Here is a 13,157-nt window from a genome sequence, read left to right as displayed (position 1 = left end):
CGCTTCCACGTTGTCCCCACCTCACGTGTACCGGCGCGCCCCACGACTTCAGCGCGCGCCCTGCCAGCCCATCTGCGAAGGCCGGGGAGCCAGCGCCTGCCGCAAGCCCCCCGCCGTCATCGTCGTCTCCACGCCTCGCAGCGGGTGCTCGTCATCCAATCCATCCAGCGCGCGCAGCGCGTTCTGCCTCGCGCGCTCCGCGTCCTCGCGCCGATCCAGGCGGCTGTAGAGCGCCACCAGCGTCGCATGTCCCAGCGCCAGCTGCGGCTCCAGATACAGCGCCTTGCGCACCGCTTCCACCGCCGCGTCCAGGTCGTTGCGCGATTCGGCCACCATCGCCAGGAGCAGGTACGCCTCCGGAGACAGCGCCCGCGCCGCCTCGCGCGCCAGCGCCTCCGCCTCCTCGAAGTGGCCCGCGTGCGCCGCCTCCAGCGCCCGCGTCAGCAGTCCCGCGTCCTGGGCCGCGCGAGCCGCCGGCGTGGACGCCTGGGCACGCGGGGCGTCCGCCACCGGAGCCGGGCTGGACGGCCGCGCAGAGTAGACCGCCATGGGAGCGGACGGCGTGGGGCGGCGGGACGAAATCCGCAAGCTGCCCGGCACCGGCGTCTCCCGGCGGAGCGAGGCGGCGGTGAAGGCCGAGGGCGCGTCGCGACGCGGAGGGGACACGGTGGCGGACTCGCCCGCGGTCCACAGCTGCTCCAGGGGCATGCGCAGGACGGGGGTGCCGTCCACGTCCAGCGTCTCCAGCCCCATCCCGTTGGTGAGCGGCACCTCCGCGGGCGACACGAAGAGCAGCCCGCCCGGCGCGAGCGCGCTCACCAGCCGGCTCAGCACCGCGCGCACCAGCTCCGGCGTGAAGTAGATGAGGACGTTGCGGCAGAAGATGGCGTGGAAGCCCAGGGACGGCACCGCGTCCGTGGCCAGGTTGTGGCGGCGGAAGTCCACCGTGCGCACGACCTCCGGAGTGACGGAGTGCTGCGTGTCATTTCCCGACGAGCCCGGGTGCGGAACGAGGAAGCGCTTCTCCAGGTCCGGCTCGATGCGCCGCAGCGACCACGGGCTGTACACACCGGCCTTCGCGCGCTGCAGGGCCCGGCCGGACACGTCCGTCGCCAGCACGCGGAAGCGCCCGCCGTTGCCCAGCCCCGCGTCCATCAGCGCCATGGCGATGCTGTAGGGCTCCTCGCCGCTCGCACAGCCCGCGCTCCAGACGTTGAACGGGCCGCCCTGGTGCAGGCGCGCCCGGGAGGCCAGCGCGCGCAGGTGCTCCGGGTGGCGGAAGAAGTAGGTCTCGCCGATGACGGCGTGCTCGATGAACGCCTCCACCGCCGTCGGCTCGCGAATGAGCAACTGGCGCAGGAAGGCCGTCTCGGACAGGTTGCGCGACAGCGCCGCGCGGGACAGCGCGGGCTCCAACGAGCGACGCAGGCTGCTCGCGAGCGTCAGGCCGCAGGCGCCCTGGAGCACCTCCTCGACCTTCGCGAGCGTGGCGTCGTCGAGAAGCCCGTCGCTCACAGGCCCTCCGTCCCGTTCAGCAGCGCGCTCGTGCGCAGGAGCGGGCGCAGGCCCTCCGGCGTGCGGCACAAGCCCGCCATCAGCCCGGTGCCGTCCCACGGCAGCTTCTCCTCGCCGCTCTGCGAGCCGTCCACCAGCACCGGCGTCTCCACCAGGTCCTTCACCCGGTCCACCAGCAGCGCCACCATGCGGCCCGCGTCCACCACCACCAGCAGCGAGTCCAGATCCGGCGTGCGCTTGACGCCCATCAGGCGCGCCACGTCCACCACCACCGCCGGGCTGCCGCGGTAGACGAATGAACCGGACACGTGCACCGGCGCGCCGGGCAGCGGATCCAGCGCCACCAGCCGCACCACCTCCTGCACCTGCCTGGCGGGCACGAGCGCGGTCGTGTTGCCTGCCTCCACGGTCAGGTAGAGGCCCGGCAGGCGGACCTCGCCCTGCAAGGTGACGAGCTCCTGACGCAGCTGGTTCTGCTCCGCCTCCAGCGCGCTCAGGCGCTGTTGCACGGAGAGCCGGCGCGCCTGTGGAGGGACGGGGACTCTGGGGGTTTCGGCCATCGAAGAACTCGGCCCGCCGGATGGCAGGCAGGAAGAAAAACCGTAATCCGGGAGCCCCACCCAAAGCAATGCGGGCTTACCCGAAGGTCGCGACTCACATCCCCCCCTACGACCGGGGTCGCGCTTGCCCCGACGTGGTGGATTCCGGACCCCCTTGGCGTGCGCCGCACCGGCGAGTTGTGCTTGGATACGGAGCTGCTGCTTTTGCCGGAGAAACCATGTTGCACGCAGCTTCTAGGGGACACGAATGATCAAGAGCGATTCCCCGAGCCCTGAGGCCCCGGGAACGGATCCGCTCATCGGCCGGACGTTGAACGGCCGCTTCAGCATTCTGGAGCCCCTGGGCGTCGGTGGAATGGGCAAGGTATACCGCGCCCTCCAGGCCCCCTTGGAGCGCGTGGTCGCGCTCAAGGTGCTCAACCCCACCTTCCCTAGTAGCCGCGACCCCGGCTTCCAGAAGCGCTTCCTGCGCGAGGCGTCGCTGACGTCGAAGCTGCGGCACCCGAACACCGTCACCGTCATCGACTACGGGCAGACGGACGACGGCATCTACTACATCGCGATGGAGTACCTGGAGGGCCGCACGCTCCAGCAGGTGCTGGGTCAAGCCGGTCCCCTGCCCTGGGCGCGCGCGGTATCGGTGGCGCAGCAGGTGTGCCGCTCGCTGCGCGAGGCGCACGCCCTGGGCATCATCCACCGCGACCTCAAGCCCGCGAACATCATGATCCTCAATGAGGCGGATCAGGACCTGGTGAAGGTCCTGGACTTCGGCCTCGTGAAGTCCGTGGGGCCGCAGGAGGGACCGGTCAGCCCCGAAATCACCCAGAACGGTACGTTCCTGGGCTCGCCGCAGTACATGGCGCCGGAGCAGGCGCGCAACGTGGCGGACGCGCGCAGCGACGTGTACTCGCTGGGCATCATGCTGTTCCAGATGCTGATGGGCCGGCCGCCCTTCATCGCGCGCGACCACATCGAGCTCATCTTCGCCCACTACAAGGAACCGCCCCCCACCTTCCAGGCCGTGCGCCCGGATCTCGCGGTGCCGCCGGAAATCGAGATGGTGGTGCGCCGCTGCATGGAGAAGGATCCGGCGCGGCGCTTCCAGACGATGGACGAAGTGCTGGAGGGCCTGCGCGAGGCGCACATGGCCGCGGGCGGCAACAGCGGCGTGTTCCGCCGGCTGGGCGGCGCCTCGACGACGGGCCCCTACCCCTCGCCGCCGACGACGGGCCCCTACGCGTCCCCGCTGTTCGCCAACGTGGGCAACGCGGAGCCCGCGGACGGTGGGCTCGCGGTGGACATCAGCGTGGAGGTGCCGGCGGACGTGCAGCGCGCCCGCCAGCGCACGCTCATGATGGGCGCGCTGGGTGGCGTGATGGTCGCGGGCCTGGTGGGCATCACGCTGTTCTTCCTGCGCGGCGGCAGCCCGGATGAGCAGCCCGCGCAGCCGGTGACCCAGGCCACGGCCCCCGCCGCACCGGCCCCGGTGGCGGAAGCCCCCACGACGGCGCCCGCGCCGGGCAAGGTGCGCTTCCGGCTGATGAGCCAGCCGTCCGGCGCGCGCGTCTATTACAAGGGCAAGGAAAAGGGCGTGACGCCCTTCATGTTGGAGCTGCCGCTGGGCAGCGAGGGCAGCATCACCGCGGAGCTGACCTTCGCGCTGGAGGGCTACCAGACGGAGACCATCATCACCGGCGGCTCCGGTGAGGTGGTGCTGTCCCAGAAGCTGACCAAGCGCCGGGGCGGCGGTGAGCGCCCGAGCCGCGTGGACCTGGCCACCGCTTCCACCCCCGAGGACTTCGAGAACGTGGCCCCGGCGACGCCGGGTGGACTCGCGGCGCCGGTGATGATGACGGCGAACCCGGCCACCCCCGCGGCCGTCCCCGCCACGACGACGGACAAGGCGCCGGGCGCGGTGGGCGTGTCCGCCGCGGCACCGGTCAGCGCGGCGGGCAGCCTCGCGGTGCCGTCGCTCACGACTGGCGCGCTCGCGCCCGTCAACCCGAACGCCGTCATCCCCTTCAACGACGCCATGGAGCGGCCGACGCTGCTGGAGGAGGGCCGGGACATCGCCTACACGCGCGAGGCGCTCGCCATCAAGGCGGAGGGGCTCGTGGCGGTGCGCTGCACCATCACCAACAAGGGGCGCGTGGAGAACTGCCGCATCCTGAAGATGGTGCAGCACATGGACAAGGCGGTGCTCGACTCGCTCCAGTCGCGCGTCTACAAGCCCATCCAGTACCAGGGCCGCCCGGCGAACGTGGACTACACGTTCACCATGCGGCTCGTGTCCCCGCGCCGCTGAAAGAAGCAACGCGCCTCCACCGCGTCCTTCAAGGGCCGGTGGAGGGAACGAGCGGCGGCGACGGAGGGACGGACGGGGTGGCGCCTCCAGAAGGCACGCCCCAGTCCACCACCGGCCAGCCCCGCCTCCGCGCCTCACGGCGCAGCCGGTGGTCCGGGTTCACCACCACCGGGCGCCCCACCACCTCCAGCACCGGCAGGTCCGAGTACGAGTCCGTGTAGAAGGCGCACGCGGACAGCGGCACCCCCGCCTCCTTCGCGGTGGCCTCCGCGTAGAACCGCTTGCCCTCGCCGAAACACACGGCCCCCAGCGGACGCCCGGTGTGCAGTCCCGCCGCGTCCACCTCGAAGCGGTTGCACAGCACGCCGTCCAGGCGCAGCTCGCGCGCCACCAGGTCGGACAGGTAGCCCGAGGACGAGGTCAGCAGTACCAGTCGGTCTCCGGCCTCGCGGTGGGCCTCCAGCGCGAGCAGGGCCCCGGGCCGGTACTGCCCGCGCACGGCCTCCGCGTAGAAGTCCGCGGAGCGCGCCTCCAGGGCCCTGGCGTCGGAGCCCGAGAGCAGCGCCGTGGCGCGCAGGAGCACGTCCTGCATGGCCACGAAGCCCAGGTGGTAACGCGCGAGCAGCAGGCTGGCGCGCAGGGCCTCCCAGCGGGAGATGTGCCCCAACGCCAGCTCGCGGCGCACCCAGAGCGACGCGGAGTTGGCGGCGAGCAGCGTCCTGTCCAGGTCGAAGAAGGCGACGGCCACGGTCAGAGTCTAACCGCGAGGTCCGCCCGGGGCAGCGCCGGGGAGGCCAGCCCGAGGGGCCGCTGACCGCCTGCCCCTGCGCATCAGCGCCACGCCCCAAAGCAGCACGACGGCCACACCTGGTCCTCCCGCGGAAGCGCCGCAGCCGGTGCCCTTCCCGTCCGCCACGAGCTTCAAGCCCGGGTCCTCCGGGATGCGGCACTGCGTGGGAGGCAGGCCGCGCGGATAGGCCGAGCAGAAGCCGGACGCGGAGCCCGCGTCGATGACTCGCTTGGACGTCTCGCCCTGGGAGGCGGTGGCCTCCATGGTGGAGCCCGCGGAGTAGACGTGGTCCAGCCCGACGACGTGGCCAATCTCATGCGTCATCGTGTTCTGCACGTCCGTGGCGACGCAGTCGGTGGACGGTGGGCCCGAGCACGGCGGCCCATTCACGGTGGTGAAGAGGAAGCTGGGACCGTAGTCGGTCTCCGCCGCGTTGAGCTCGATGTCCGAGTCCACCACCGAGCCGTCCTTGAAGCTGAACGACGAAGTGGTGAGCCCGATGGTGGCGCCCCCGTGCGCCCAGCACTGGTAGACGTTGCCGCACGTCTCCTCCGCCCAGCACGCATCGTCCGGAGGGGCGACGTCCTGGCAGTTGCGCTCGCGGAAGGTGACGACGTTGTAGTTGTCGAAGCGGTGCTCCTCGTCGTAGCCGATCTCGACGGGGCGCGACCAATCCTCGCCCCGGATGAAACGGAAGTCGCTGCACGTCGAGGACAGCGCCCGCCACGCGTCGAAGGCCGCCTCGATGGCGACGACCTCCGTGTCCCCGAGCGTGCGCGTGCTGCCGGCCGCGTCCAGGTGGTAGACGTAGTCACGCCCCGGCCAGACCAGACACAACGGCCGGCCCGGCACGAGCGTGCGCTTGAAGTCCTGCTGCGCGCCCGCCGCTCCCGCGCACAGAAGCACTCCCAGGAGCAGCAGGCGACAACTCACCGTCCACCCCGCCGGCGGCGCGCCAGCAGCGAGGCCGCGGCCAGCAGCGGCAGCACCGCCAGTCCGCCAGCCGCCGCGGTGCAGCCATCGCCGTCCCCGTCGCCATCTCCACTCCCGTTGCCGTTGGAGTTGGTCACCGGGAAGCAGGGCTGGCTCGCGCTGCCCTTGGGGTACGCGGCGCACACGAAGCTGCGCGAACCGGGGTCGATGTTGCGCTTGGACGTCTCGCCCGGAGGGGCGCTGGGGTTCATCGTGGAGCCCGTCGCCAGCGTGTGGTCCAGGCCCACGAAGTGGCCCACCTCATGGGTGGCCGTGTTCTGCACGTCCGTGTCCACGCAGTCCGGCGTGGCCACGATGCCGCACGGCCCGGCGTTGCCGGTGGTGAAGTTGAAGCGCGCGGCGTTGAAGGAGATGTCCGAGTCGTAGACGATGCCCGTGCGCTCGTCGTACGTGGTGAGCGTGATGGCGATGGTGCCGTCGCTGTCATCCCAGCAGTCGTACGTGTTCGCGCACGTGTCCTGGGTGAAGCAGGCGTCGTTGGAGTCCACGACCTCGCGACAGGCGCGGCCCCGGAAGAGGATGAGGTTGATGTTGTCGCCGGAGCGGTTGTAGCCCACCGTCCGGGAGTTCACGCGCGCACCCTCCGCCAGCGTCAGGTTGCCGCAGCTGGCGAAGATGTCCTGCCAGCTCTGGAACGAGCGGGTGATGGCGTCGAACTCCGTGTGGTTCGTCGCCTTCGGGTTGCCCACGGTGCTCTGCTGATAGGTGACGCGAGTCTGCGTCCAATACAGGCACTGCGTGTTCTCATCCCCGGGGGACACGCGGCTGCGCACGTACGGCGCGGAGCTCTGTCCCATCACCGCCGCCAGCACCACCCACGACGCGAGCGCGCCCATCACTTCGCCCCCTTCTTCGAGGGCGCCGCCTGCTGCGCCTGGACCGCCGCGCGCACGGACGCCTTCAGCTCCTCCAGCGTCACCGTCTTCGCGTTGGACGCCGTCTCCTGGCGCGTCTTCGGATCAATCAACACCGCGTCCCCGGTGGACGCCGGCACCGCCATCGTGCCCGGGCCGGTGCGCTGCACCTGGTATTTGCCCTGCGCCATGCCCGCCAGCTGGAACGCGGCCGCGCCGCGCTTCTCCAGGAAGACGACGACCTCCTCGCCCTCGGAGAAGGACGCCAGGCCACCCACCACCTGGCCAATGTCCCCCACCCGGCCTCCCGGCTGGGTGACGACCACCGTGCCGCCGGGCTGCCCCTTGAGGGCCTCCGTCACTTGAATCTCCACGTCGGTGACGATGCGGCGCTTGTCCCCGCTCCAGCGGCTCTGCACGCGGCGGACGACGCCCTGCACCACCGCGTCCGACGTCTGCGCCATCTGCGGCAGGTCCGCCCGCAGCATCGTGGTGGCCCCCACCGGCAGCCCTCCGAGCAGGGTGGCCAGCACCACCGTGCGAACCGCGTGTCGAATCGGCATGGATAGTCTCCTTGGCCGCGCAGCCTAACCCCAAGCGGGCGGCTTGCGTTGACCCTCGTGCACCCGTCCTGCTATCGCGCGCCTGCCCATGGCTCCGTCAAAACCCCGCGTCCGCTTCGCTCCGTCACCTACTGGATACCTCCACATCGGAGGCGCCCGTACCGCGCTCTTCAACTACCTCTACGCGAAGCGCTACGGCGGAACCTTCATCCTGCGCATGGAAGATACGGACCAGGAGCGCTCCACGCCCGAGTCCGTCAAGGCCATCCTGGATGGCCTCAACTGGCTGGGACTGGACTGGGATGAGGGCCCCGGCAAGGAGGACCCGAAGTACGGTCCCTATTTCCAGACCCAGCGCCTGGACACGTACCGCAAGCACGCGGACCAGCTCCTCGCGGAAGGGAAGGCCTTCCGGTGCTACTGCACCCGCGAGGAGATCTCCCAGCGCCGCGAGGCGGTGGAGAAGGCGAAGGGTCAGGGCAGCTACCGCTACGAGGGCACCTGCCACGACCTGAAGGGCCCGCCCCCCGGCAAGAAGCAGGAGGACGCCGTCCTCCGCTTCCGCATGCCCGCGGGCGAGGGCACCGTGTCCTTCGACGACAAGGTGCTGGGCACCATCACCAAGGCGCACTCGGACCTGGATGACTGGGTGATGATGCGCGCGGACGGCATCCCGCTCTACAACTACGGCTGCGTCATCGACGACCACCTGATGGACATCACCCTGGTGTCGCGCGGCCAGGAGCACGTCAACTCCACCTTCCCGCAGTTGATGCTCTACAAGGCGCTGGGCTGGACGCCGCCGGACTTCGCGCACCTGCCGCTCATCCTGGGGCCGGACCGCGAGAAGCTCTCCAAGCGCAAGCATCCGGAAGCGGACGTGATGCTGCACAAGCGCACGGGCATCATGCAGGAGGCCCTGCTCAACTTCGTCATCCGCCTGGGCTGGAGCCACGGCAACGACGAGGTCATCACCCGCGAGCAGATGGTGGAGTGGTTCGACTTCGACGGCGTGGGCAGCACCTCCGGCGTGTGGAACCCGGAGAAGCTCCAGTGGCTCAACCAGCAGTGGTTCAAGCTGCTGCCCCCGGCCGTGGTCGCGGAGCGGCTGGTCCCCTTCCTGGAGGCCCGCGGCTTCCAGGCGAAGGGCGACGCGCGCCTGGAGCCGCTGGTGCTCGCGCTGCGCGAGCGCTCGCGCACCCTGAACGAGATGGCGAACACCGCGTCCATCTACTTCAAGAGCGGAGTCACCCTGGATGAGAAGGCCGCCGCCAAGCACCTGAGCGGGGACTCGCTCAATCTGCTGCGCCAGGCCCGGGAGCAGCTGGCCGCCCTGCCCGCCTGGACGGTGGAGCCGCTGGACGGCGTGGTGAAGACGGTGAGCGAGGCGGCCCAGGTGGGCATGGGCAAGGTGGCCCAGCCCATCCGCGTGGCCATCACCGGCAACACCACCAGCCCCGGCATCGGTGAGACGCTGCTGCTCGTGGGGCGCGACGAAGCCCTGCGGCGCATCGACGCGGCGCTGACTCGCGGGACGTGAGATTGACGGTGGACGCGGGCATCGCCGGGCCCTATCTTGGCCGGCGATGACGCGACCGCTTGACAGCCTGCGACCCCATTTCTATAAGGCGCGCCCGCTCGGGGCGGTGCTGCTGGCCCTCTGGGCAACGGCTTCCGGCGCCGAGCTGGTGAACGGCGCACAGATTCCGGATGGTGCCCAGAAGGTGGGCGAGAACAGGTACCGGGCTTCGCGAGACTTCGAAGCGACGCTCGACTACTACAAGAACGTCTACCCGACCTCGAGCTACCCGAGGCGGTCGATCGTCAACCAGCCGGGCGTCAAGGCCGTGCACATCTCCAACCCCTCGGGGAAGAACTTCGAGGGGCTGAACATTTACGAAGCGAACGAAGAGGTTCGCATCTATGTCGTCCCGCTGCAGGGGGCGGCGAAGCCGGCGAAGAAGACTGAAGGCAAGCCGGTCAGGAAAACGAAGTAGTTGAAGTCAGCAGCAGAAGTCGGTAGTAGAAGCGCCCGCAACAAGCAGCGCCGCAGCACGCAGCTCCTTGGGGAATCGTCTAACGGCAGGACAGCAGACTCTGACTCTGCTTATCTAGGTTCGAATCCTAGTTCCCCAGCTGAAATCTCCGGTTGACTGGTCAGAACGGAGAATGTAGGAAGCAGCAGCAGAAACACAGCGGTTGTAGGGAAGCAAGCCGGCCCTGTCGTCTAGCGGTTAGGACGGAGCCCTCTCACGGCTCAAACTCGGGTTCGAATCCCGGCAGGGTCACTCAGAAACGCCCACCTTCGGAAACGAAGGTGGGCGTTTCGCTTTGCGGGCTACCGCACTCCGCCCTGCCCTTCCGGCCAGCCTCCGGTGCTGCCGCGTCCAGACACCTGGACGCGGGCGCTGCTCCTCTTCAGTTCGGGGTCGCAATGCTCTGGCGGAAGGTGTCCAACGCGGCGGTGAGCCGCTGCTGGGCGCGCTGGATGCCCCGGCGCATCAGCAGCATCCGCACCTTCTCTGGCAGGACGCGGGTGGCGTTGGACTGGCCGTAGCCCACCAGGTCCATGCGCAGGGTGATGGCCTCCAGCAGGTCGCTCAGGTCCGCGTCCGCGCCAGCCAGGAGCACCACGTCCGGCGAGCGCCCCTGAAGCCGCTCCGCCAGCGTGTGCCACTGCGGATCCCCGGTCTCCACCACCACCACGTCCGCGCTCTCCAGCTGGGGCGAGTACGGCGGCAGCTCCACCACCTCGAAGGACGCGTCCCGCAGCACCTTCACGGCCTCGGCGCTGCCCACCACCGCGACGTTGCCGGTGTGGCCCAGGCGCACTGCCTGCTCGTAGTTGCGCAGCTCCGTCTCCAGCGCCTCATGCGCGGGCTCTGGAGCATCCCGCCCGGCGTCCAGCAGCGCGGCGGCCTGCCGGGCCATCTCCCGGGCACCGTCACGCGTGCGCACGCGCTCCGAGCGGCGCTCCAACGCTGCGCGCACCTTGGCGCGCAGCACGCGCAAATCATCGAAGGGCTTCACGATGTAGTCGCTGGCACCGGCGGCGAACGCGGCGATGACGGACTCGGAGCTGGCGTAGGCGGTGATCATCACCGCCTCCAGCGCGGGCTGCATCCGCCGCGCCTCCGCGATGAGCTCCACCCCACCCATGCCGGGCAGGTTCTTGTCCGTCACCAGCACGTCGAAGCGCTGGTCCTTCAAGAGGACGAGCGCCTCCTCCGCGCTGCCCACGGGGGAGACGATGAGGTCCGCCTCCCGCCCCAACAGGCGCACGCAGATATCCAGCACCACTGGCTCGTCATCCACCAGCAGCACCTTCGAGGCGAGCGTCCCCCGCCCTTCCCCTTCACCTTCACCGGTCTCGAACGGGAGATCCATGAATTGGGAGGATCGCACAGCTCTCGTCCAACTTCGAGGGTGGGAAACAGTCGCGACCACTATGCTCTCCCGGTGAGCTTCGAAGACGCGCTGCGGGAGAACCGGGTGCCGCCGCGGCTGGGCGACGTCCGGCTTTTCTACGACGGGGGCCGCCTGGTGGGGGAATCCCTACCGCCAGCCTGGACGCTGCGGCTCTTGCCCACGCTCCTCGTGGCCCTGGCCGCCGTGTGCACGGGGGTGGGGTTGCTGCTGCTCGTCCTGGACTCGGCCCGGACGCCGGGCGCCGCGGCCCTGCTGCTCGTGCTGGCGGGAGCCATGGTGGGCGGCGCGCTGGTGACGGAGGCGCGGCTTCAACGGCGGCGCTTCGTGCTGCACTTCAAGACGGAGTCGCTGCGGCTGGAGACGCTCGCGTGGGCCCCGGGCGCGGCGCGCACGGAGGTGTTCCCCTTCGACGACGTGCGCGCGGTGCACATCGTCCAGCCTCCGAAGGGCGGATACTCACTGGTGGTGGAGTACGGCCCGGAAACAGCGCCCAGACGCGCACTGCTGGTGCGGGACGTGCGGGCGCAGGAGAGCGACACCCTCTACCGGGTGTGGCGGCTCCTGCACAACGCCTTCGGGCTCAAGGGAGCAGGGCTCGCTTGAAGATGAGCTCGATTTCGGTGCCCTCGCCCGGCGTGGACGACAGGCGCAGCTGACCGCCAAACTGCATCACCAGCTCGCGGCAGATGGACAGGCCCAGCCCCGTGCCGATGCCCACGGGCTTCGTGGTGAACATCGGCTGGAACACCTTCTCCTGAAGCGCCACGGGGATGCCGCAGCCGTTGTCCGACACGGTCAGCACCACCTCCTCGTCGCGCGCATCCCACCGCACGTCGATGCGGCCCGGACGGCCCGTGCCCTCCATGGCCTGCGCCGCGTTGACGATGAGGTTGAGCAGCACCTGGCACAGCTTCACCGGCCCGAAGACGATGCGGAGGGGCTCGCCGTTGCTGCTGAGCCGCGCCCGGTCCCGCACCTCCGCTCGCGCCAGCTTCACCGCGAAGGAGACGACCTCCGCCACGTCCGCGGTGGCCTCCATGTCCTCGCCACGCGCCTGCGCGCGCAGGCCCAGCGCCACGCCGCGCAGGTGGCTGGCACCCTCGGACAGGTCCTTGATGAGCGACGGCAGGTCCTCGATGGTGGAGGACACCTCCGCGTCCGGATCCGTGGCCAGGTGCCGCGACACGTACTGCACCACCCGCTCCATGTCGCGCTGGAGCGACGACACGTTCTGCGTGAGGTAGCCCACCGGGCCCATCAGCTCGTGCGCGATGCCCGCCGTCACCTGTCCCAGCGTGGCCAGACGCTCGGACTTCATCATCCGGCCTTCCACTTCGCGGATGCGCAGCTCCAACCGGGCAATCTTGAGCGCGTCCTCGAGCGCCGCCAGCAGCTCCGCGCGGTCCCACGGCTTGACGAAGTAGCGCGTCACCTGGCCGCGGTTCACCGCGTCGATGACGGCCTGCATGTCCGCGTACGCCGTCACCAGCATGCGCTTGGCGTCAGGCGCGATGGTGCGAGCGCGCTCCAACAACTCCACGCCCGTCATCCCCGGCATGCGCTGGTCGGACAGCACCACGCCAATCTCCAGGCGTCGCTGCTCCAGCAGCGCCAGGGCCTCGTTGGGAGACGAGCACCGGAAGATGCGAAACCGCTGCCCGAAGTTGGCGTCGAACACCCTCAGGTTGAGGGCGTCGTCGTCCACGTACAGCACGGCGGGCAGGTCCGAGGCGTTCATGGAGCTCCTCCAGACCATGGCTTCCTCATCCGGAAGACAGGCTGGTCGCGCCGAAGATAACGCGCACGTCCGTCAGCGCGCCTGGGGGTACCTTGTACCCAGGCCGAAAGAGAACGTCGCGCGAAAGCACTCCGCCTCAGACGGAGGCGTTCCCGAGCGCGAGGGCCACCGTGTCCACCGACGGAAAACGGCCCCGCGGCAGCGTGCCCAGCAGCGACACCACGTGGGACGGCGCCTCGTTCTCCCGCGCCACCCAGACCAACTGCTCCGCGCTGAGCGGATACACCGCGCCGCGCAGCGCCTGTTGCAGCGAGTGCGCCAGGGACACCGCCGGAGTCAGGGGGGCCGGTGAAGGCTCCACCTCCCGCAGTCCAAGTCCCAGGCGCTCGCGAGTCATGTCGTCGTTCATT

General features: G+C 70.0%; 13 protein-coding genes and 2 tRNA genes. 6 read left to right on the top strand and 9 right to left on the bottom strand.

What is annotated here, in order from left to right; all coding sequences use genetic code 11:
- Window positions 1-48: 48 nt before the first annotated feature.
- Window positions 49-1,515 carry a CheR family methyltransferase gene (locus D7Y11_RS02970; RefSeq protein ID WP_120574960.1) on the bottom strand — a complete coding sequence of 489 codons (1,467 nt, stop codon included), beginning with the start codon at window positions 1,513-1,515 and terminating at the stop codon, window positions 49-51.
- Window positions 1,512-2,075 (bottom strand): chemotaxis protein CheW, encoded by a 564-nt coding sequence (locus tag D7Y11_RS02965; RefSeq protein ID WP_121751810.1) that lies wholly within the window; start codon window positions 2,073-2,075, stop codon window positions 1,512-1,514. The genes D7Y11_RS02970 and D7Y11_RS02965 overlap by 4 nt, the downstream gene beginning before the upstream one ends.
- Window positions 2,076-2,322: 247 nt before the next feature.
- Here D7Y11_RS02965 and D7Y11_RS02960 point away from each other — a divergent pair, with 247 nt between their 5' ends.
- The gene (locus D7Y11_RS02960) at window positions 2,323-4,380 is read left to right on the top strand and encodes a TonB family protein (RefSeq protein ID WP_120574958.1); all 2,058 of its coding nucleotides are present in this window, start codon (window positions 2,323-2,325) and stop codon (window positions 4,378-4,380) included.
- Between the two features lie 28 nt (window positions 4,381-4,408).
- Here D7Y11_RS02960 and D7Y11_RS02955 read toward each other — a convergent pair whose 3' ends face one another.
- From D7Y11_RS02955 to D7Y11_RS02940, 4 genes are read right to left on the bottom strand one after another with little or no spacing between them, the layout of a single operon-like run.
- Window positions 4,409-5,128 (bottom strand): HAD family phosphatase, encoded by a 720-nt coding sequence (locus D7Y11_RS02955; protein ID WP_120574957.1) that lies wholly within the window; start codon window positions 5,126-5,128, stop codon window positions 4,409-4,411.
- A gap of 9 nt (window positions 5,129-5,137) precedes the next feature.
- Window positions 5,138-6,103, bottom strand: coding sequence for a myxosortase-dependent metalloprotease, MXAN_2677/MXAN_2678 family (locus tag D7Y11_RS02950; RefSeq protein WP_126932964.1), 966 nt, complete (start codon window positions 6,101-6,103; stop codon window positions 5,138-5,140).
- On the bottom strand, window positions 6,100-6,999 hold the full coding sequence (locus D7Y11_RS02945; protein WP_120574955.1) for a myxosortase-dependent metalloprotease, MXAN_2677/MXAN_2678 family: 900 nt from the start codon (window positions 6,997-6,999) through the stop codon (window positions 6,100-6,102). The genes D7Y11_RS02950 and D7Y11_RS02945 overlap by 4 nt, the downstream gene beginning before the upstream one ends.
- The gene (locus D7Y11_RS02940) at window positions 6,999-7,580 is read right to left on the bottom strand and encodes a hypothetical protein (protein WP_126932963.1); all 582 of its coding nucleotides are present in this window, start codon (window positions 7,578-7,580) and stop codon (window positions 6,999-7,001) included. The genes D7Y11_RS02945 and D7Y11_RS02940 overlap by 1 nt, the downstream gene beginning before the upstream one ends.
- 88 nt (window positions 7,581-7,668) lie before the next feature.
- Between D7Y11_RS02940 and gltX the strand changes: the two genes are divergently transcribed.
- The 4 genes from gltX to D7Y11_RS02920 all read left to right on the top strand — a co-directional run bounded on the left by gltX (window position 7,669) and on the right by D7Y11_RS02920 (window position 9,868).
- Window positions 7,669-9,120, top strand: a complete 1,452-nt coding sequence (gene gltX / locus D7Y11_RS02935; protein WP_126932962.1) for a glutamate--tRNA ligase — start codon at window positions 7,669-7,671, stop codon at window positions 9,118-9,120.
- A gap of 46 nt (window positions 9,121-9,166) precedes the next feature.
- Window positions 9,167-9,577, top strand: a complete 411-nt coding sequence (locus D7Y11_RS02930; RefSeq protein WP_120574952.1) for a hypothetical protein — start codon at window positions 9,167-9,169, stop codon at window positions 9,575-9,577.
- Between the two features lie 68 nt (window positions 9,578-9,645).
- Window positions 9,646-9,716 (top strand) — tRNA-Gln (locus tag D7Y11_RS02925).
- An 80-nt stretch (window positions 9,717-9,796) separates the two neighbouring features.
- Window positions 9,797-9,868, top strand: a tRNA-Glu gene (locus D7Y11_RS02920).
- A 130-nt stretch (window positions 9,869-9,998) separates the two neighbouring features.
- On the opposite strand, the gene D7Y11_RS02915 is transcribed toward D7Y11_RS02920, so the two are convergent.
- Window positions 9,999-10,967: a response regulator gene (locus D7Y11_RS02915; protein ID WP_167548480.1), complete on the bottom strand. Its 969-nt coding sequence runs from the start codon at window positions 10,965-10,967 to the stop codon at window positions 9,999-10,001.
- A gap of 72 nt (window positions 10,968-11,039) precedes the next feature.
- Between D7Y11_RS02915 and D7Y11_RS02910 the strand changes: the two genes are divergently transcribed.
- A complete protein-coding gene (locus D7Y11_RS02910) occupies window positions 11,040-11,612 on the top strand; it encodes a hypothetical protein (protein WP_233596675.1) in 573 nt (190 codons plus the stop codon).
- Here D7Y11_RS02910 and D7Y11_RS02905 read toward each other — a convergent pair.
- Together D7Y11_RS02905 and D7Y11_RS02900 are read right to left on the bottom strand one after the other, a co-directional pair.
- A complete protein-coding gene (locus D7Y11_RS02905) occupies window positions 11,590-12,747 on the bottom strand; it encodes a sensor histidine kinase (protein ID WP_120574972.1) in 1,158 nt (385 codons plus the stop codon). The genes D7Y11_RS02910 and D7Y11_RS02905 overlap by 23 nt on opposite strands.
- A 136-nt stretch (window positions 12,748-12,883) precedes the next feature.
- Complete coding sequence (locus tag D7Y11_RS02900; protein ID WP_233596674.1) at window positions 12,884-13,144, bottom strand: DUF2795 domain-containing protein; 261 nt, start codon at window positions 13,142-13,144, stop codon at window positions 12,884-12,886.
- Window positions 13,145-13,157: the final 13 nt, after the last annotated feature.

Origin of the sequence: Corallococcus sp. AB018 (assembly GCF_003986945.1) — a bacterium.
GTDB lineage: Bacteria > Myxococcota > Myxococcia > Myxococcales > Myxococcaceae > Corallococcus > Corallococcus exiguus.
The sequence above is the reverse complement of the archived record's forward strand: the minus strand, read 5'-3'. Positions and strand labels throughout refer to the sequence as shown.

Excerpts from the sequence above, each read along its gene's own strand:
- D7Y11_RS02900 (WP_233596674.1), bottom strand. The coding sequence starts at position 13,144 with ATGACTCGCGAGCGCCTGGGACTTGGACTGCGGGAGGTGGAGCCTTCA.
- D7Y11_RS02965 (WP_121751810.1), bottom strand. The coding sequence starts at position 2,075 with ATGGCCGAAACCCCCAGAGTCCCCGTCCCTCCACAGGCGCGCCGGCTC.
- gltX (WP_126932962.1), top strand. The coding sequence starts at position 7,669 with ATGGCTCCGTCAAAACCCCGCGTCCGCTTCGCTCCGTCACCTACTGGA.
- D7Y11_RS02945 (WP_120574955.1), bottom strand. The coding sequence starts at position 6,999 with ATGGGCGCGCTCGCGTCGTGGGTGGTGCTGGCGGCGGTGATGGGACAG.
- D7Y11_RS02930 (WP_120574952.1), top strand. The coding sequence starts at position 9,167 with ATGACGCGACCGCTTGACAGCCTGCGACCCCATTTCTATAAGGCGCGC.
- D7Y11_RS02915 (WP_167548480.1), bottom strand. The coding sequence starts at position 10,967 with ATGGATCTCCCGTTCGAGACCGGTGAAGGTGAAGGGGAAGGGCGGGGG.
- D7Y11_RS02960 (WP_120574958.1), top strand. The coding sequence starts at position 2,323 with ATGATCAAGAGCGATTCCCCGAGCCCTGAGGCCCCGGGAACGGATCCG.
- D7Y11_RS02905 (WP_120574972.1), bottom strand. The coding sequence starts at position 12,747 with ATGAACGCCTCGGACCTGCCCGCCGTGCTGTACGTGGACGACGACGCC.
- D7Y11_RS02940 (WP_126932963.1), bottom strand. The coding sequence starts at position 7,580 with ATGCCGATTCGACACGCGGTTCGCACGGTGGTGCTGGCCACCCTGCTC.